Source organism: Frankia casuarinae (assembly GCF_000013345.1).
Taxonomy (GTDB): Bacteria; Actinomycetota; Actinomycetes; order Frankiales; family Frankiaceae; genus Frankia; species Frankia casuarinae.
Window position 1 is genome coordinate 2683483 of record NC_007777.1, and the last position, 16986, is coordinate 2700468.

Annotated in this window: 17 protein-coding genes and 3 pseudogenes; 9 read left to right on the forward strand and 11 right to left on the reverse strand. The window is 70.2% G+C overall.

Going from position 1 to position 16986, the window contains the following annotated elements; all coding sequences use genetic code 11:
- The first annotated feature begins 66 nt into the window (after positions 1-66).
- Entirely contained in the window at positions 67-666 is a 600-nt protein-coding gene (locus FRANCCI3_RS11560; RefSeq protein ID WP_011436715.1) for an adenylate/guanylate cyclase domain-containing protein, read from the forward strand.
- Between the two features lie 72 nt (positions 667-738).
- Here FRANCCI3_RS11560 and FRANCCI3_RS26935 read toward each other — a convergent pair whose 3' ends face one another.
- Entirely contained in the window at positions 739-915 is a 177-nt protein-coding gene (locus tag FRANCCI3_RS26935; RefSeq protein ID WP_023841343.1) for a hypothetical protein, read from the reverse strand.
- A gap of 190 nt (positions 916-1105) precedes the next feature.
- On the opposite strand from FRANCCI3_RS26935, the gene FRANCCI3_RS11565 reads away from it, so the two are divergent.
- On the forward strand, positions 1106-1285 hold the full coding sequence (locus tag FRANCCI3_RS11565; protein ID WP_035732973.1) for a hypothetical protein: 180 nt from the start codon (positions 1106-1108) through the stop codon (positions 1283-1285).
- Positions 1286-1426: 141 nt separating this feature from the next.
- Here FRANCCI3_RS11565 and FRANCCI3_RS11570 read toward each other — a convergent pair whose 3' ends face one another.
- Complete coding sequence (locus tag FRANCCI3_RS11570; RefSeq protein WP_108913407.1) at positions 1427-2476, reverse strand: site-specific integrase; 1050 nt, start codon at positions 2474-2476, stop codon at positions 1427-1429.
- 91 nt (positions 2477-2567) lie between these two features.
- A complete protein-coding gene (tatA, locus tag FRANCCI3_RS11575) occupies positions 2568-2852 on the reverse strand; it encodes a Sec-independent protein translocase subunit TatA (RefSeq protein WP_011436719.1) in 285 nt (94 codons plus the stop codon).
- 353 nt (positions 2853-3205) lie between these two features.
- Here tatA and FRANCCI3_RS11580 point away from each other — a divergent pair, with 353 nt between their 5' ends.
- Both FRANCCI3_RS11580 and FRANCCI3_RS11585 read left to right on the forward strand, forming a co-directional pair.
- On the forward strand, positions 3206-3484 hold the full coding sequence (locus FRANCCI3_RS11580) for a GlsB/YeaQ/YmgE family stress response membrane protein (protein ID WP_011436721.1): 279 nt from the start codon (positions 3206-3208) through the stop codon (positions 3482-3484).
- A gap of 97 nt (positions 3485-3581) precedes the next feature.
- Positions 3582-4265: a DUF2599 domain-containing protein gene (locus FRANCCI3_RS11585; protein WP_011436722.1), complete on the forward strand. Its 684-nt coding sequence runs from the start codon at positions 3582-3584 to the stop codon at positions 4263-4265.
- A 77-nt stretch (positions 4266-4342) separates the two neighbouring features.
- On the opposite strand, the gene FRANCCI3_RS11590 is transcribed toward FRANCCI3_RS11585, so the two are convergent.
- Both FRANCCI3_RS11590 and FRANCCI3_RS11595 read right to left on the reverse strand, forming a co-directional pair.
- A complete protein-coding gene (locus FRANCCI3_RS11590) occupies positions 4343-4924 on the reverse strand; it encodes a TIGR03086 family metal-binding protein (protein ID WP_011436723.1) in 582 nt (193 codons plus the stop codon).
- Positions 4925-4930: 6 nt separating this feature from the next.
- A complete protein-coding gene (locus FRANCCI3_RS11595) occupies positions 4931-5527 on the reverse strand; it encodes a TetR/AcrR family transcriptional regulator (RefSeq protein WP_011436724.1) in 597 nt (198 codons plus the stop codon).
- 109 nt (positions 5528-5636) lie between these two features.
- Here FRANCCI3_RS11595 and FRANCCI3_RS11600 point away from each other — a divergent pair, with 109 nt between their 5' ends.
- A complete protein-coding gene (locus tag FRANCCI3_RS11600; protein ID WP_011436725.1) occupies positions 5637-6311 on the forward strand; it encodes a formylglycine-generating enzyme family protein in 675 nt (224 codons plus the stop codon).
- 77 nt (positions 6312-6388) lie between these two features.
- Here the strand turns inward: FRANCCI3_RS11600 and FRANCCI3_RS11605 are convergent, their stop codons facing one another.
- Positions 6389-7723, reverse strand: coding sequence for a hypothetical protein (locus tag FRANCCI3_RS11605; protein ID WP_237704596.1), 1335 nt, complete (start codon positions 7721-7723; stop codon positions 6389-6391).
- 504 nt (positions 7724-8227) lie between these two features.
- Between FRANCCI3_RS11605 and FRANCCI3_RS11610 the strand changes: the two genes are divergently transcribed.
- Positions 8228-9034 carry a methylenetetrahydrofolate reductase gene (locus tag FRANCCI3_RS11610; protein WP_035959139.1) on the forward strand — a complete coding sequence of 269 codons (807 nt, stop codon included), beginning with the start codon at positions 8228-8230 and terminating at the stop codon, positions 9032-9034.
- Positions 9035-9635: 601 nt separating this feature from the next.
- Here FRANCCI3_RS11610 and FRANCCI3_RS11615 read toward each other — a convergent pair.
- Both FRANCCI3_RS11615 and FRANCCI3_RS11620 read right to left on the reverse strand, forming a co-directional pair.
- Positions 9636-10565, reverse strand: coding sequence for a hypothetical protein (locus tag FRANCCI3_RS11615; RefSeq protein ID WP_023841897.1), 930 nt, complete (start codon positions 10563-10565; stop codon positions 9636-9638).
- Positions 10562-11077 (reverse strand): Tn3 family transposase, encoded by a 516-nt coding sequence (locus tag FRANCCI3_RS11620; RefSeq protein ID WP_011436729.1) that lies wholly within the window; start codon positions 11075-11077, stop codon positions 10562-10564. Before FRANCCI3_RS11620 ends, FRANCCI3_RS11615 begins: the two co-directional genes overlap by 4 nt.
- A gap of 373 nt (positions 11078-11450) precedes the next feature.
- Here FRANCCI3_RS11620 and FRANCCI3_RS11625 point away from each other — a divergent pair, with 373 nt between their 5' ends.
- Positions 11451-11978, forward strand: a complete 528-nt coding sequence (locus tag FRANCCI3_RS11625) for a DinB family protein (RefSeq protein WP_011436730.1) — start codon at positions 11451-11453, stop codon at positions 11976-11978.
- 166 nt (positions 11979-12144) lie between these two features.
- Here FRANCCI3_RS11625 and FRANCCI3_RS11630 read toward each other — a convergent pair.
- Both FRANCCI3_RS11630 and FRANCCI3_RS24520 read right to left on the reverse strand, forming a co-directional pair.
- Positions 12145-12662: pseudogene (locus FRANCCI3_RS11630) on the reverse strand (IS5 family transposase); the annotation flags it as partial.
- Between the two features lie 29 nt (positions 12663-12691).
- A pseudogene (locus tag FRANCCI3_RS24520) lies at positions 12692-13237 on the reverse strand (transposase); the annotation flags it as partial.
- 554 nt (positions 13238-13791) lie between these two features.
- On the opposite strand from FRANCCI3_RS24520, the gene ltrA reads away from it, so the two are divergent.
- Positions 13792-14874: a group II intron reverse transcriptase/maturase gene (ltrA, locus tag FRANCCI3_RS11640; protein WP_235187188.1), complete on the forward strand. Its 1083-nt coding sequence runs from the start codon at positions 13792-13794 to the stop codon at positions 14872-14874.
- A 564-nt stretch (positions 14875-15438) separates the two neighbouring features.
- Here ltrA and FRANCCI3_RS29065 read toward each other — a convergent pair.
- Positions 15439-15883, reverse strand: a pseudogene (locus tag FRANCCI3_RS29065) (protein-tyrosine phosphatase family protein).
- Between the two features lie 538 nt (positions 15884-16421).
- Here FRANCCI3_RS29065 and FRANCCI3_RS11650 point away from each other — a divergent pair.
- Positions 16422-16865, forward strand: a complete 444-nt coding sequence (locus FRANCCI3_RS11650) for a hypothetical protein (protein ID WP_011436734.1) — start codon at positions 16422-16424, stop codon at positions 16863-16865.
- Positions 16866-16986 lie beyond the last annotated feature (121 nt).

A 16986-nucleotide genomic window follows, 5' to 3' on the forward strand; every position in this document is an offset into this window, starting at 1 on the left:
CCCCCGGTCGGGTCACGGCGCGGAAATCACGTCTTCACCGGCGGGATGGCGCGTCAGGATGGGACCATGGCACGCGAGGATACCGGCGACATCCGGCAGGACCCGGAACGGGACGCCTGCATCACCGCCACGAGCATGTTCGTGGGCATCACCGGGACCACCGACATCGGCAGAGGAATCGACCCGGAATCGCTGCAGGAGGTCCTGCGGCGGGCGTTCACCCTCGTGCGCACCATCGTCTCCACGCATGGCGGCTCGGTCGAGAGATTCATCGGGGACGCCGCGTTCGCGGTGTTCGGCGTTCCCGAGCCGCATGTGGACGACGCGCTGCGCGCCGTCCACGCCGCCCTTGAGATTCGGGCCGCGACGGAGGCGCTCAACACCGAACGGCACCACAACCGGGACCTGAGGCTGCGCGTGCGGATCGGGATCAACACCGGCGAGGTCACCGTCGCCGGTGGCGCCAGTGGCGACCCGGTGAACGTCGCCTCCCGGTTGGAACACGCCGCGCCCGCCGGCGAGATCTTCATCGGCGGCACCACTTATCATCTCGTCCGGGACAGCGTCACCGCGAGCGAGGCGGATCCCCTCGTCGTGCAGGGCAGGCCCGTCCCGTTGCGTGTGCACCGGCTGATCGGACTGGCCGCTCCGTCGCCGGCCGCCTGAGCACTACCGGCCGCCGCCGGTGCTCCGGCCCCGGATCCGTGGGCGAGCGGGACGAAGGGCGGTGCGGGACTGTCAGCGGCGCCGGACGCGACGTGAACCGGTCCGCGGGATGGCGGCCGGTTGGGGGCCGCGGCCCAGCCCGCCGTGGCGGACCTGCATGTGGGTGGCGAGCAGATGGGACGCCTCGGCCTTGGTGGCGACCCGGTCCGAGGTGATACCGCAGTACGTGCAGGTGTATCTGGCCATCATGAGGTCCCTTCGGATGCTCGGGTAGGGCCAGAATGCGGCAATGCCGCGACAGACGCATCACATTCCCAGTTCGCATACCTATCTGAGACGCTAATCTTCCACGTGTTTGCATGTCAATCTGGTACGCCCATAAGGTGGGTGGATGCCCCGCCCGCCGTGGACGCCGAGGACGCAGGCTCACCATGAGCTCATGGCCGCCCTGTCCGCCTCGGTCGACGCTGCCTGCGAGGCGGAGGAAAGAATGTGGGAGGCCGCCCGCGCCGCCCGCGCCGGCGGGGTGCCGATCGACCTGGTGGCCGCGCTCACCCGACGCGGACGGACCACCGTCTACCGCCATCTCCCCCTTGGACAGGATCTCGGCGACGCCTGAACGCGCACCGCTTCGCCGGCGGTGGCCAGCAGTCGGCTGTCCGGGGCGAAGGCCACCTCGCGCACCGGCCCGACCCGCACCTGCATGCCGGGGACGCCGCGTGCGCGGTTCCGTCCACGCCGGATCCCAGGCCGGTCGGGTTCACAGCCCGACGCGGCCGGAGGGGTTGTCGCGGTCGAACAGCCGTCCGGCGCGGACGTAGCCGTCGAGCGACGCTGAGGAGCGCCACCGGCCCTGGCGCATGATCGACCGGTCGGCGACACCGGCGCGGGCGGCGGCGGTGGCGAACCCGGAGCGCAGCGAATGCCCGGCGAAGTCGGCCGGGTCGAGTCCGGCGGCGGCCACCCGGCGCTGCACGATTCGGGCCACCGAGCCCGGGTAGAGCCGCCCCGGCGCGACCTGCCCGTGCCGGTTGACCGCGCGGAACGCCGGCCCGTCGGTCAGCGCGGCGGCGTCCACCCAGGCCCGCCAGGCCCGCACCGGGCAGGTCGGCCGGTAGGAGCCGTAGGCGACGCCGACCAGGGCACCGGCGGCCTCCTGGTCGGTCTTCGACGCCCGGATCGTCAGGACGACTCCGTCGGGGGTCTCCAGCAGGTCGGCGACGTCGAGGCCGACGAGTTCGGAGCGGCGCAGGCAGCCGGCGAATCCGATCAGCAGCAGGGCCCGGTCGCGGACGTCGGCGAGGTCGTCGTCGCGCAGCCCGGCGACGACCCGGGCCAGCAGGGAGGTGTCCAGCGCGGCCTTGCGGTTCGGGCGGACCCCGCGGGTGCGGCGGATACCGTCCCAGACGGCGCAGACCTCCGGTGCGCTCGCCGGGTTGGGATGGCGACCGAGCTGGTGGGAGACGGAGATCGCGGCGAGCCGGCGGCGGATCGTCGAGGGCTTGTACCCGGCGTCGGCGAGCGTGGCGAGGTAACCCGCGACCGTCGCCGGGGTCGCCGGCAGCGGGCACAGCGGCACCGTCTGACGTTCACACCAGGCCCGGAACTGACGCAGGTCACTGTCGTAGGCCCGCCAGGTCGCCGTGGAACGCGCGGCGCGGGCGTAGTCCCCTACCCGAGCGAGCAGATCGGCGGTGAGCTGTCCATCGGTGCCCGGCGCCAGGACCGGCACCGGCGGCTGTGCCGCGCCGGCGGAGCCGGCCGGTAACGCACGGGGGCCGGCGATCGGCCTGGTGGTCTCGTCGTTCACCGCCGGGGCGTCCGGGCATCCTGGGGCATCGAGATCCACCCTAGTCCGCCGCGACTCGCCCGGCCTCGCCGCGGGAAACGCTCAGCGGGCCTCAGGCGGACCGGTTCCCGGATCCACCCGTGGCCGGCGTGGCCGGCTCGGCCGACGGCGGAGTGTGGGGTGCGGCGGGCGCGGGGCCGGTGACCTGGGTGGGCGCCGCGGCAACGGCCGCGGTAGGGGCCGGCGCCTCGTCGTCGTGCAGGCCCTTGATCTCGGACTTGAAGATCCGCAGGGAGCGGCCTAGGGAACGGGCGGCGTCGGGCAGCCGCTTCGAGCCGAACAGCACGACGACGACCAGGATGATGATGATCAGTTCGGGAGCGCCGATGTCACCCACGGGAACCATCCTTCGGACGGGATCCGACGCACGGTCGGCCTGGTCCACATGTTACGACCGGCCGCCGCCCCGTTCGCAGCCCCGTCCGGTGATCGGGCCACGGCCGGGCCGATGATGCGGTGGCGCCCGGCCCGGTCCGGGAGGGCGCTCGACGGGCATCTCGACAGTCATCTCGACGGGCAGGCTGTCCGCTCGACGGGCAGGCTGTCCGCAGGACGACGTTTCGGATGTTGTTGGATGTTGTTTGACGAACCGGGTCGGTCGGGTATACGGCGGACGTCCTACTCCTCGATCATCGGTCGACCATGATCATAGGTCGGCCATCGATGATCATTATTGGTCGGAGGTCTTCCATGGTCTGGACCCTCGTCAGTTGGATGCTGCTTGGTCTCGTTGCCGGCGCGGTCGCGCGCCTGCTCGTGCCCGGACCTGATCCGATGAGTATCCCTGCGACGATCCTGCTCGGCATCGTCGGCTCGTTCGTCGGCGGTTTCCTCGGCTACGTCCTGTTCAACCGTGATCTCAGCGAGGGCGCGCTGCAACCGTCCGGCATCGTCGGCTCGATCATCGGGGGTATCGTCGTGCTGCTGGTGTGGCGGGCGGTGGGCCGCCGCCGTACGTTGCACCGCTGACGCTCGTCCCCGAGGCCGCCTCACGGCAGCCCGGTGCGGTGGGTTGACGCGGCGATAACCGGCGGAACCCACCCGCACCGGATCCGGGGGAACGCACATGGCGGGGACCGCAGGGAGCACCGCGTCCGGGATCGTGGGGGCGCGCCTGTGCGCGCTCCTCGTGCGGGTTCTGCTGGGCGTGCCGGCGGTGGGGCTGCTCGCCGTCGCCTGCGGCCCGGACACCCCGGCCGGTCCGCACGCCATCGCGGGGGTGCATCCCCCGGGCGGCCCGACTCCCGCGCACAGCCCGAGCCCCAGCCCCGAGGCGACACACAGCCCGCGGGCCGCCGGTGCCAGCACGCCCTACTGCGGCCCGAGCCGCTACGTCGAGGAGATCGTCGTGCAGCAGTGGGCGGACGGCCGGTTTCGCATCCAGGTGCGCCCCACCCCCGAGGGGCGGCGCGCCGGGGACCCCGGCCAGGTTGCCGCCGAGATCTGGCAGGCCGTGCAGGGGTGTGTGACGGGCCTGCGCGGCGAGGTTGCCGACAGTCTGCGTGACCAGCTGGCGTGCCATCAGAACTTCGCGCAGCTACCGGCGCTGAACGGCGGGAAGGGCTTCGCCACCGGCGAGACCTACGACCTGGAAAGCTGGCGGCCGGCGCCGCGTCCCGGCGGCATCCGGACATGGATCTCCACCCGCTGCGGGAACACCCTCGGCACCGATCCCCCCGGGCCACCGGCCAGGATCTACCGGCCGGACGGCGTACGCCCCCAGCGGACGGTCTCCGGCGAGCAGGCCTGACGGCGGGTTGACGACTTGGCGGTTGACGACTTGGCGCACGAGCCCGTGTGATCAGCCCCCACGTGATACTGCTGATGTCAGTTCCTCGGGGTCCAGCGGCGTCCGAGTGCGGCCAGGAGCCTGTCTTGGGGTGGGCTGTCGGCGGGCGCGGGCTGGGCGGCGGCATACATGCCGGTCGCGGCGAGCTGGCCACCGAGTGCTTCGACGGCGGGGAGCGTCGCGGTCACCGTGTCGGGATCGAGCTGGACGGTCTGCCCGATGGTGGTGGCCAGATCCCAGGCGTGGACGAGGGGCTCGATGACGGCGACGGTGAGGACCTCGTCCACGCTCCGGGCGCCCAGGGGGGTGTCCACGACGGTGGCCGGGTCCAGGGCCGCGAGGGTGCGTTCGGTGTTCTGGTGGGTGCGCTGCCAGGATGCGCCCGGATCGGGGCCGGCGAGGGCGGTGAGGAGGGCGGGATCGGTGACGGGCGGGCGGGGGCCGTGCCCGGTGAGCAGGCTGACGATCTGCTGCTGGCCGTCGATGACGTGGCCGGTCAACTGCCGCCCGGTCCACACCGGGCAGAGGGACGGGGCGTCCCACCGGTCGGCGGGCACGCGAGTGACGATGGTGGTGAACGTGTCGAGCGCACGGCGGTAGCACTGCAAGGAACGGGTCATGACTCCTTACTCCTTCCGCGGGGTGAGCAGGGGACCGAGCGTCCGCCAGGCGGCGTCGGCCAGGTCGTCGGCGACGAGCGTCGGGGAGCCCGCGGGGCGGGCGAGCCAGTGGCGGCTGTATTCCTGGGCGGGGCCGATCCACAGCGCGACGACGACCGCCAGGTCGGGCCGGTCGGACCAGCCGTGGCCACGCAGCCAGTCGGCCACCGCGGCGAAGAAGCCGCGGTTGTCCGCGGCGGTGCGCTCATCGATCGAGCCGCGCAGGACATCGACCGGCGCGGTCAGCAGCAGTCGGGCCAGCCGCGGATGCTCTTCCACCCACCGCAGATGGCGGGTGACCAGGCGGGTCACGCCATCACGGGGCCCGGTCGAGGTGTGCAGCTCACCCCACAGCGCGCCCTGATGATCGGCAAGACCCGCGCCCACCACGGCCGCGGCCAGGTCCCCCCGGGTGGGGAAGTAGTGAAACAGGCTGCCGTTACTGACACCGGCCCGACGCCGAACCGCCTGCATGGACGTGGCCTCCCAGCCCTGCTCCAGCACGCAGGCCACGGCCGCGTCCACCAGCCGGGCCCGACTGGGCGCTACCCCGACACCTCTCATAACCCCGACACCTCCCATAGAGCACCACTCTAGAGTAACACTCTATACGGACGTCCCGCGATCCTACCGGGACTCTCCGTACGGACGAGCCTCGGTAGGATCGCCGGCCATGGACGCGGGCGTGGGAAACACGTTGATCTCCATCCCGCCGGGGCGGGTGACGCTGTCCGACCGGCGAACGCAGCGCAGCTGGTCGGTCGAGCTCGCGCCGTACTGTCTCGCGGCGTTTCCGGTCACCCAGGAGCAGTACGCGGCGGTCGGCGGCCAGCGGCCGAGTTCGGCCCACGGGGACCGGTTGCCCGTCGAGGGGGTTTCCTGGTGGGACGCGGTCCGGTTCTGCAACGCCCTGTCCCACCGCGACGGGATGGCGCCCGCGTACCGTGTCCAGGCCGACGGCGAGGGTGTCGAGTGGGACACCCGCGCCGAGGGGTACCGGCTGCCGACCGAGGCTGAGTGGGAGTACGCCGCCCGAGCCGGCACGAGCGGCCCGCGGTACGGGCCGCTCGACGACATTGCCTGGTACCGCGGCAACTCCCACGGGCGAATCCATGACGTGGGCGGCAAACAGCCCAACTCCTGGGGCCTGTACGACATGCTGGGCAACGTGTGGGACTGGTGCTGGGACCTGTACGACACCGAGGTCTACGGCACCTATCGGGTGCTGCGGGGCGGCGGGTGGTTCGACGAGCACTGGAGCTGCCGGGCCTCCGTACGCCGCCGCGGCCACCCGGCCTTCCACCTCGACGACGTGGGGTTCCGCGTCGCGCGTTGCGCCGTGCCCTGACCCACGTCGCATCCGTGCTCACGCACCGGTCCGTGTTGCCCGCCGGACGAGAGCGATCCTGATCAGGTGGGGCCTGATCAGGTGGGGTCGGGGCGGGTGGGGCTGGCGCGCACGGCGCGAAGCTCCGCGGTCAGTTCGTCGACCTGGCGTTCGGCGCGTTCGGCGCGGGCCCGGGCCTCGGCGCGGGCCTCGCCGATCACAGTGAGACGTTCGGCGGCGGCCTGACGTTCGCCGGCCAGGCGTGCCTCGCCCTCGAAGCGGACGCGGTCGAGTTCGGCCGCCGCCTCGGCACGCACGCGCTCGGCCTCGGCTGCCGCGGCGGCTCGGCCCTGGTCGAGCTGCGCCGCCGCCTCGGCACGCACGCGCTCGGCCTCGGCGCGTTCGCGGCGGATGTCCTCGCGCAGGGCGTCGCGTTCGGCGCGTAGCTCGGTGAGGGTGTGCGCGTCGCGTTCGGCGTCGCGCCGGGCCTCCTCCAGCCGCGTCGAGGCCTGCTCCCGGGCGGCGACGGCCTCGTCGATGCGCCGTGCGGCCTCGACGCGGGCCGCCTCGATCTCGGTGGCGGCGCGGGCGGCGGCGGCCTGGACCTGCGCGTCGGCCTCGACGCGGGCCGCCTCGGCGGCGTCGTTGGCCGCGCGGACCGTCTCGGCGGAGTGCTCGACCACCTGCCGCCTGGCCGCCTCGGCGGCGGCCAGGCGGGTCTCGGCGTCCTCCAGGGCGCTCACCGCCTCGCCGGCGACGGCCTCGGCCTCGGCGCGGGCCGCCTCGGCGGCGCGGGCCCGCTGCTCGGCGCGCACGGCACGGGCCACCGCCTCGGCGACCCGTTCGGCGGCTTCGGCCTCGGCCGCCTCGACGGCCGCCTCGACGGCGGTGACGTCGCCGAGGGCGGACATCTGCCGGCTGAAGGCGTCGAGGGTGCAGGTCAGCTCGGCGGCGAGGGCGCGCACCTGAGCGGCGAGGTCCTCGGCGCGCAGCCGACCGGCGGCCAGCGGCAGGGTGGCGAGGTCGGCCCGGGCGGCGGGCGTGCCGGCGGAGTCCGCACCGCCACGCCCGGCGAGCTCACGGCGGCGACGGTAGGCCGCGAGCCGGTTGTGCGCCGGGTCGTCGCAGTACGCCGGCGGGCGCCCCGGGCCTTCGGCGGGGGCGGCGGGTCGGGTACATCCCGGGAAGGCGCAGCGCGGCGCCGTCGCGGCGCGGGCCGCCGCACCCTCGGACCCGGCCGCACCGCCGGACGGCGCCGGGTGTCCGGACGGGGGCGCGCCGCCGGCCCCGCCGTCGTCCCCGCCGCCGCGGGCGCGGGTGCCTTCGGGGACCGCGTGGCCGGCCGCCGGGCCGGCGGTGGATCCCTCCGGCGTCGCCGGGCCGCCCCCAGCCCCCGGCGCTCCCCCCGAAGACGTGCCGGCCGCCGGGAGCACGGGTTCGCCGTCACGGGGACGCGGCGGCCGCATCGGCCCCACCGGTTCAGGCGGCTCCCGACGCTGGTGCGGCGGTCGTGGCACCCGAGACATGACCCATCCCCTCCACTTACATATCGTCGCAAGCGATGAAACGTTTGAAAAAACGTTATACCACGAAACGGAACGTTTCAGGGGAGCGCGTGGCATGGCGCGTCCTGACGCCCGATAAGCCTCCCTTCCCGGGCGTCAGAAAATGATCATCCCGGGATGGTTCCCTGTGACCGGCCCCGGTAGATGGCCGGGTTCCGGCCGCTTTGTTTGGCAGGGACCGCGCTGGCTCGGGTGCACATGGGCCTGGGGGGAATCGGACCAGCGCATGCGCCGACATGGTGATCCGGTCCGGTCCAACTTCAGTGGCACGAACTGCCGGTGGGCCACCTCGGACTGTTCCTACGGTGTGCTACAGCAGCGCAGCGCACCCGTGCGGTGTGGCTGTGGTCCGTGGAGTCCTATCCTGTCAGGATGCGCGAACCCACGGCGGGTCACGAACGCCCGGTGCGCGGCTTCGAGATGATCTGCGAGATCGAGCCGCCGACCCGGCCGGACCTGACCCACGCCCGCCACCAGATCGGCGTCCTGAGCCCCGTCACCGACGCGTTCCTGATCCCCGACAACCACATCGGACGCGCGACGGTGTCGAGCATCGCCGTCGCCCACGAGGTGGCGACGATGGGGGGACGCAGCATCGCCTGCGTGAACTCCCGCGACCGTAACCTGCTCGGCTTCCGCCGCGACCTGCTCACCGCCGCGGCCTACGGCGTCGAGGAATTCCTGTTCGTCCACGGCGACAAACCCACCGCCGGGAACCGGACCGGCGACCTGACCGTGCGCGCGATGATGGACGAGGCCCGCGCGGCCAGCGAGGATCCGGTCTTCGCGGACATGCCGGCGTTCCGGGTCGGCGCCGCGGCTGGCCTACGTCCACTGCCCACCTGGAAACGAGCGGCCGACTTCCTGTTCGTACAGATCAGCTACTCGGTGGACGCCCTGCTGCGCTGGCGCGACGCCCATCCGGTCGAACTGCCGATCTACGCCGGCGTCATGGTCCTCGCGAGCGCCGGGATGGCCCGCCGCCTCGCCGCGGCCATCCCCGACATCGACATTCCCGACAACCTCGTCCAAGCAGTCGAACGGGACCAGGCGGCCGGGGTCGAAGCGGCCTGCGACCAGGTGCTACGGCTGCGCGACAGCGGCGCCTTCGCCGGTGTGCACCTCGTCCCGGTTAGCCGCTACCGCCAGGTCGCCACCCGACTTGAGGACCTTCTCTAACCGCCCGGGCCGGAGTGAGTGACACAGGGCACCCCGACAGTGATTATTAGTACGAAGAGATGTCGATCTGTCGCAGAGCAACATCGTCGGGGGATGTGGTGGGTGGACGCCGAAACAGCAGGAGTGCCAGGAAAAGGGAGGGCTGGTGGAGGTGGACAGCTATGTTCGTTGTGCTGCCCGTCAGTCTGATCGTCCTCGTGGCAGCGTGCAGATCATCTTCTCAATCTCATGTGCCTAGCCCATCCCCCACAACCTCCGGAACGGAAGAGCATTCGAGTACTCCTACCGGCTTCGCGATCCCCACGCTACCCCAGCCGCATCCCACAATCGACCAGAAAAAATCAATCAATGGACAGATTCCTGGGGTCTCGGCAGCCGTTTCGCGCGGTGGTGGCGGCGGAATCCCGAGCGTGCGCCCCGAATCGGGGACTCCACCTCCTTCCAGTCCTCGGGTATCCCCGCCGGATGGCGATAATGCTCCCGCGGGAGGTGGGGGAACCGCGCCTTCCTCGCACATTTCCGGGGGCGGGTGAGACACTTTTCTCGCTTTCTTTTATATCGCACAATTCGGCCGGAAGAGTGGCCTGGCGGGAGTTTGTGTTTATGGGACGATGTCGACGCGGAGTCGGGTGGGGTCCTCGGTGAGGATGACGACGGGTGCGCCGTTGTCCTTCGTCCAGCTGGTGGGTAGCAGGAACCAGCGGTTGGCGCGGTAGGCCAGGACGTGCAGGCCGGTGTAGCGCCAGCGCCAGATGGTTTTGGCGGGTGTGAGGTCGACTTCGTCGACCTGGTAGTCCGGGCTTAACGGGAGTCGGTCGGTGCTGTAGACGATGGCTGCCGATCGTTGCCCGACGGTCGCGGCGATGCCGCGGGCAAGCTGGTTGCCTTGGCGATCGGCTTCGACGGAAAACCCCCAGAACAGGGCGATCAGCAGTGTCGCGGCGAGAGTGGCGCGGCGTAGTCGGGTCAGCGGGGCGGACATCAGCGGTGGGGGTGGTCCGCGGCGGGCGCGGCGGCGGCGTCGCCGGTGACACTGCTGTTCGGCTAGGTGGACGGCGTACTCGGTCAGCACGGCGGCCATGCCAAGCGCGACCGGCGCCACCCGCACAGGTATCAACTTCAGGTTGATCAGGTCGAGGCTGCCGGCTGCGGTCAGGAACAGCAGCATGGCAACCAGCCCGGTTGCGGGAGAGGCCCCCCGAGCGACGCGGGAGGTGGGGGGACGTCGGCGCAGCTGCCGGGTGAGCAGGGCGTGGCCAGCCAGGGTCAGCAGAACCAGGAAGGCGAGGAAGATCAGGGGACGGAAGACGACCTGGGCGCTGCGGAGCACCAGATCCTGGAAGGAGAAGTCCAGCTGGCTGACTTCGAGGCCGAAATAGCCGAACAGGGCCTGCGCACGGACGAAACCGAAGTCGTAGAGCAGCGCGGTGAGTACCGTTACCGGAGCCAGAACAATCCCGAACAGCTCCCCGATCCGGGTAAGCCACGCACCCCCGCTGTCTCCCCCACTTCCGGGGGCCGTCGGCGTCATCGACGAATATCCACAGAGGTGGGAAGAGTGACGTCGAGGCGGGTGACGGTCTGCTCGGGTGGGGTGGTGTCGAGCCCCCATTCACCGAAGCGGCGGACGTTCTCGCGGATGTACGGGCTGATGGTGGCCAGGTCGTCGGGTTCGACCACCTGCCCTTCGGCGACGAGCTGGTTAACGACATCGGTGATGTCCAACGCGTTCTGGTGGATCACGCAGTTCGCGGTCAGCTCGTTGAACTTGACGATCTTCTCGTGATGGTCGGGATCGTTGTGGCCGATCAGGTCCCCGCCGAACATCAGCCAGTCGGCGAAGCCGTGGAAGGCCTCGACCTTGCCCAGACGGCGCAGCAGCGTGACCGAGGAGCGGACGCCTTCCCGGATCGAGATCGCGGCGCGGATCAGATTCTTCCAGCCGGCCTCCGCCAACGTTTTGATCACCAGCCGGCCGGCGCGTTCGGAGACCTCCCCGATCGGATCGGCCGCCCCCGCAGCCTCCTCCTCGATCGATGCCACCAGCCACCCCGTACTACACCCCCGATAGTGATCGGCAGGATACCGAGCGACCCAACGCCGTACGCCACCGGGCTACAGCCGCCCGTTGCCCCTTTCTGCCGTATCTCGGTGGCCTCCCTACCAGGTCGGTTCCCCACAGATCCTGGTCGAGTGCGTTCGGAGACGCGCAAGAACAACGGTGTGACTCCACGTCGGCAGGAGCGCGTACCCGCGGCCGTCAGCGCGCCCGCTGGCCGCCCGCCACGGCTCGCGGTCATCGTCGAGATCCTACCGCACCGCCCGCGAAGTCCTCGTCATCGGAACCTGACCCAACCCGCGCACCAGACTTGATCACTCTCAGGCCCCGTCTTCGCAGCGCGCTACGGTTGCCGGCATGCAGCCGCCACCGCCACGCCCGCCGACACTGCGGGTCATGCAGGCCAGCACCGCAGGCGAACGTGAAACCCTGGAAGCGTTCCTCGACTTTTACCGGGATGTCCTCGTCCACAAGGTGCGCGGTGTCAGCGACCAGGACAGCGCACGCAGGATGCTGCCCTCGCTCACCACCCTCGCCGGCCTCGTCAAACACCTGACCGTGGTGGAGCGAAACTGGTTCGGTCGGCTGACCGACGACCCCGACACACTCCCGACCGGCCAGGAAGACACCAGCTGGGTGCTTGCCGACACCGACACCATCGACTCGCTGCTGGCGGCGTACGACCAGGCGTGCGCAGCCTCCCGAAAGGCCGCGGCCGGGTACGCGCTCGACGACATCGTCGCGACCCCTGTCTCCCGCCCCGACCTACCCCAGGTATCACTGCGGTGGATCTACATCCACATGATCGAAGAGACAGCCCGCCATACCGGCCACGCCGACATCGTGCGCGAGCTCACCGACGGAGCGACCGGCGTACTCGGGTAGCAGACAGCCCGTCGCTCCACCGGCCCCCGCGGTCCGTCGCCGCCGACGAGCTGGGGGTGGCCGTCAACGACGAGCGGGTCCGCCGGCAGGTGACCCGCGGCGGCGCCCACCATCTCGCGAAGATCGGCATGCTGCGACAGCTGGCCGGACAGGCTAAGAGCGTGTCTCACGTCGAGTGCGGGAGCTTCTTCCAGCAGGTGATCGCGGCAGCCAGGCAGAGGAACCCGAGGAAGTTGTAGCCGTTACGTTCATAACGCGGGCTCAGGCGGCGGTAGCCACCGAGCCAGGCCAGCGTTCTCTCGACTTTCCACCGGTGCCGGCCGAGGCGTTCGGTACTGTCCACACCACGGCGGGCGATCCGCACCGCGATCCCGCGCCGGCGCAGGAAACGCCGTCGTTCCGGCTGGTCGTAGGCCTTGCCCGCACGCAGCGTGGCCGGGTGGCGCCGCCGCGGGCCACGTCGGGAACGGATCGCCGGGATGCTGGCCACCAGCGGGACGAAGGCCCCGCTGTCGTGCGGGTTCGCCGGGGAGACCGCCACGACCAGCGGCAGCCCGCCCGCGTCGGTCAGGACATGGATCTTCGAGCCCGGTTTGCCGCGGTCGACCGGGTTCGGACCGGTCAGGCTTCCCCTTTTTTTGCCCGCAGGCTGGCCGCGTCCACGATCGCCGATGACCACCGGAGCGGCCACACGAGACACGCTCTATGTGCAGGTGCTGGCCCGGTTGACCAGCAGGCTGCACTTTCAGCGCCGGGATCTTCCCGCGGAGCCGGCCGCGGGCCAGCTCCGCCAGATACTCGGGGTTCCGCTCCCCGGCGATCATCTTCTCCAGGATCGCCCGGCCGGAGACTCCCAGCGGCTGGGAGGCGACGCTGGTGAGTTTCACCCCGGCGTCCTGCATCAGCTTCTCCAGCCGCTGGACCTCGCGGGTCTTCTCCTCCACGACCGTGCGCCGCGCCCGGGTGAGGTCGCGCAGGTCCCGGAACGGCTTCGGGGGAACGAACGACGGCCGGACCAGGCCGTGCGCGACGAGGTCCGCAAGCCACGCGGCGTCGGCCACATCCGTTTTCCGGCCTGGTACGTTACGGACATGCGCGGCGTTGAGAAGCCAGCATTCGAACTGGTCTTCCAGCAGGCGGAAGACAGGTTTCCAGTAAACCCCTGTTGATTCCATTCCCACGACCGTGACCTTGTTCTGGGCCAGCCAGTCCGCGAGGAGACCTAACGAACCCCCGGTCGTGGTGAACGTGCGGACCTCGACTTTCGGATGCGCCGGGATAAACCGGCCTTAGGATAAGGAGTAGCGATCCACGACGACCCCGAGCCATGTGGCTGCTTCCGCAAGGGGGCGGCTGAAGCGTTGGTAGGGGCACGTGTAGGCCAGGCTATTGAGCCGCGAAATGAGAAGACCGGGTGCGCCGACGTGGTCGAAAGCACGGAAGGCAACACCGTCGCGAGCGCTAGACGCGAGTTCGGGACGGGCCCCGCGCGGTCGGAGAACCATGGCATGCACGGAATCCTCAGGCACGAGAACCGGGAGATCCCGTACCCGCCCGTCGGTGTGATGGCCGGCGGGCCGTCCAGGGAACGCCAAGGCGGTAATCCTGGGATGCACGGGTGCGGGAGGTCAGACACGCCCATAGTACCTGTGAACCAGCCGAACAGAGCCGCGAGAGTGGTTGCGGAGGCGGGGGAGGAAAGGGCGTGGCCAAGGGGAACACGGCCAGCGAAACACGTTCCGGACGCAGAGCCGGGTCAGGCGTGTCAAACCCGTTGGTCCGTGTGCGCCAAGCCGCACGGCGGGACAGGAAGATGCGGTTCACCGCGCTGCTCCACCATGTTGATCTGGCTCGCCTGGAGGCGGCGTTCCGGGCGGTTCGCCCGAAGGCCGCGCCGGGCGTGGATGGGGTGACGTGGGAGGAGTACGAGCAGGACCTCCAGCGCAACCTGGTCGGCCTGCACGACCGGATCCACTCGGGGCGCTACCGGGCGAGTCCCTCGCGGAGGGTGTACATCGCGAAGGCGGACGGGCGGCGGCGGCCGCTCGGCATTGCCACGCTGGAAGACAAGATAGTCCAGCGGGCCGTCGTCGAGGTGCTCAACGCGGTCTTCGAGGAGGACTTCGTCAACTTCTCGTACGGGTTCCGGCCCGGGCGTAGCCAGCACATGGCGCTCGACGCGCTCGCGGTCGGTATCCAGCGGAAGAGGGTGAACTGGGTTCTTGATCTTGATATTAAGGAGTTCTTTTCGAGCCTCAACCATCAGTGGCTCGTCAGGTTCCTTGAGTACCGGATCGCGGACAAACGGCTCCTGCGCCTCATCGAGAAGTGGTTGCGTGCGGGAGTGGTAGAAAACGGCGAGTGGGCGGAGACGACGGTCGGATCACCGCAGGGGGCTTCGGCGTCGCCGTTGCTCGCTAACGTGTACCTGCACCACGTCTTCGACCTGTGGGCGCAGTGGTGGCGGAATCACAATGCGCACGGAGATGTCATAGTCGTACGTTTTGCCGATGACGCGATCGTCGGGTTTCAGGCCGAGGACGACGCGCGGCGGTTCCTTGCTGATCTCCGTGAGAGGTTCGCGAAGTTCGGCTTGGAGTTGCACCCTGACAAGACCCGGTTGATCGAGTTCGGGTGGTTCGCCGCCGTGAACCGGTCGCGCCGTGGGGAGGGCAAGCCCGAGACGTTCAGCTTCCTGGGCTTCACGCACCTGTGTGCGACGGGGAAGAAGGGCTTCTTCTGGGTGAGGCGTGTCACGGACAAGCGGCGTATGGCGGCGAATCTCCGGGAGATCAACACCGAGGCGAAGCGGCGCCGTCACCAGCCCATCCCCGATCAGGGGCAGTGGTTGCGCAGCTTTGACGCCACTACCCAAGGCAGGAGCCCAGCGCGGTAGTTCCGCTCGCTGGGATCTGTGCGGGGGCCGCCCGTAAGGGCGGTCCCCACCGCGATCGGTTTTCTTGCCCGGACTGGATCCGCACCGCCGCGGCCACCGTGTCCCGATGAACGTCGAGCCCCGCGCAGCGCGGGAACACAATCTCCACCCCTACCTCCCTTCCCAACCAGGAAACACCCTCCAAGGTGCGTTACCCGGGGAAGCCTGAACACGGAAACTGAGGAACGCGCTCACGGCAGCAGGAACAAGTGCCCCAGGCCTCCGCCGCCATACTCAAACACGGGCTCGTCCGCACCAGAGACAGCCGACGTCGACCGGGCAACGCCCCACCATCATCCCAGACACGGCCCGGCACCCAGCAAACAGCCCACCGCAGCCCCATCAAATTCTCAGACAAAATCATCCTGTGGCTATCCGACGTTCCACAGCCGCACGGTGCGCTCGTTGCCGCCGCTGGCCAGCGGTGTGCCCGTCCGGGCGAAACGCCCCCGACAACACCCCGTCGGTGCGTACGAGTGGCGGGCGGCACCCTGGAGCGTCTTCCAGGCCAGGCGAGCAGCCCGGTCAACGGTTCGGGAACCGGGTCACCCAACGGCGCTGCCAGGGGGTCTCGACGGCCCGGTGGTGATGGTGTTCCCGGGTCCAGGCGACAGCGTCCGGTGGGTCCAGTCCGGCCAGAACGGCGAGGCAGGCAAGGACGGTGCCGGTGCGGCCGACGCCGCCCCCGCAGGCGACTTCGACCGCCGTGCCGGCCCGTGCCTGCTCGTGCAGCGCCCGGATGTGCCGGGCGGCCTGGTCCTGGTCACGGGGACAGGAGGAAGTCGGGCCAGTCGATCCACGTGCGCGGCCAGTCCAGCTCCCCGTCGTGGCGGCGGCGAAGACGGCTGGTTCCCAGGTAGAGGCCGAAGTCAGGCACCGGTCCCCTCGGTAGCGGGCGGCGCAGACCGCGGCCGCGTACCCGGCAGCCGTCCGGAAGCCGCAGGGCCCGCACGAGCGGCGGGCCGCTCACCGGGCCACGCCTGCGACCTGCCCGGCTGATCGAGAACTCCACATCTGGCCCTCCGTCTGTCCGTCGCATCCCGCCACCCCGCCACCCCGCCACCGTCAACCATCCTGACACAGAGCGGTTCGACCAGGACGAGGCACGCAGCTGACCGGCACCGGCTGCAAAAGGCAAAGGCAAGGAGGTTGCCCGCTCCTTGCATCCGACCCTACCCGAGCTGGAATACCCGAATCGGCGGATCCGGATCACGAAACCGGGCAGACTGGTGCCTTCACCGCCAGCCGGTCGAAGAACACGGGCCGGTAGATAGCGGAACGCTGGAAGAGCCCCTACGCAAAAATCTGACAGGCTCTCACTGCTACATCAGGCTGGAAATCCTCGCCAAATCCGACCCGGCCGGCGACGGACTCACACGACACGCACAAGATAGCCGTGATACCACGACCACTCACCGCATAACCTGAACACGGAGGATCGCGCAGGGACGATCTTCTAACACCACACCAGCGGACGTGACCCGAACATCGATCGGGAGAGGAATCCGATGACGCGCAAGCACCTCGTCAGCACAGCAGCGAGCGCTGCACTTGCCGCCGGGCTGGCCCTGACCGGCGCAGCACCGGCCCGGGCAACTACCGCCCACGTCGCCCGCAGCGTGGCCACTCCCGACTCCCGCGCCTCCTACCGGCTGTGGACCCAGCGCGGATACGGGTACGCCGACGTTACCAAGACCTGGTCTGCCCAAAAGGGCTACCCGGGCTTCTACCATGGCACCGTCTCAGGCTGGGTCTACCATTACCACGCTCCCGCCAACCGCAAGGTCGCGGTGCAGGTGAGCGCCGACGGCCGTGTTTTTCCCCCGGAGGGCGCGACATCGAGCTACCGGTACTTCTCCGTCAAGTACGCCTACACCAAGCGGGTTCTGGTCCGCGCCTGCCTGTACCGCTCCGGCGCCAAGGGCGTGTCCTTCTGCGGCCCCTGGAAGTGACCAGCGGGCATTCCCCGTTGGCCGCCGTCAACTCCGCGCTCCGCGCGTCCTGCGACGCGCTGCCCGCGGCCAGGTGCGCGATCCACACCGGCCAGGTGAACCCGGGACAGGACGCCCGGGC

What these genes read in the sequence shown, in the direction of transcription:
- FRANCCI3_RS11650 (WP_011436734.1), top strand. Translation starts at nt 16,422, where the DNA reads ATGACGCGCAAGCACCTCGTCAGCACAGCAGCGAGCGCTGCACTTGCC.
- FRANCCI3_RS11560 (WP_011436715.1), top strand. Translation starts at nt 67, where the DNA reads ATGGCACGCGAGGATACCGGCGACATCCGGCAGGACCCGGAACGGGAC.
- FRANCCI3_RS11590 (WP_011436723.1), bottom strand. Translation starts at nt 4,924, where the DNA reads ATGACCCGTTCCTTGCAGTGCTACCGCCGTGCGCTCGACACGTTCACC.
- FRANCCI3_RS11565 (WP_035732973.1), top strand. Translation starts at nt 1,106, where the DNA reads ATGGCCGCCCTGTCCGCCTCGGTCGACGCTGCCTGCGAGGCGGAGGAA.
- FRANCCI3_RS11580 (WP_011436721.1), top strand. Translation starts at nt 3,206, where the DNA reads ATGGTCTGGACCCTCGTCAGTTGGATGCTGCTTGGTCTCGTTGCCGGC.
- FRANCCI3_RS11585 (WP_011436722.1), top strand. Translation starts at nt 3,582, where the DNA reads ATGGCGGGGACCGCAGGGAGCACCGCGTCCGGGATCGTGGGGGCGCGC.
- FRANCCI3_RS11600 (WP_011436725.1), top strand. Translation starts at nt 5,637, where the DNA reads ATGGACGCGGGCGTGGGAAACACGTTGATCTCCATCCCGCCGGGGCGG.
- FRANCCI3_RS11595 (WP_011436724.1), bottom strand. Translation starts at nt 5,527, where the DNA reads ATGAGAGGTGTCGGGGTAGCGCCCAGTCGGGCCCGGCTGGTGGACGCG.
- FRANCCI3_RS26935 (WP_023841343.1), bottom strand. Translation starts at nt 915, where the DNA reads ATGATGGCCAGATACACCTGCACGTACTGCGGTATCACCTCGGACCGG.
- FRANCCI3_RS11625 (WP_011436730.1), top strand. Translation starts at nt 11,451, where the DNA reads ATGCAGCCGCCACCGCCACGCCCGCCGACACTGCGGGTCATGCAGGCC.
- FRANCCI3_RS11615 (WP_023841897.1), bottom strand. Translation starts at nt 10,565, where the DNA reads ATGACGCCGACGGCCCCCGGAAGTGGGGGAGACAGCGGGGGTGCGTGG.
- ltrA (WP_235187188.1), top strand. Translation starts at nt 13,792, where the DNA reads ATGCGGTTCACCGCGCTGCTCCACCATGTTGATCTGGCTCGCCTGGAG.
- FRANCCI3_RS11610 (WP_035959139.1), top strand. Translation starts at nt 8,228, where the DNA reads ATGCGCGAACCCACGGCGGGTCACGAACGCCCGGTGCGCGGCTTCGAG.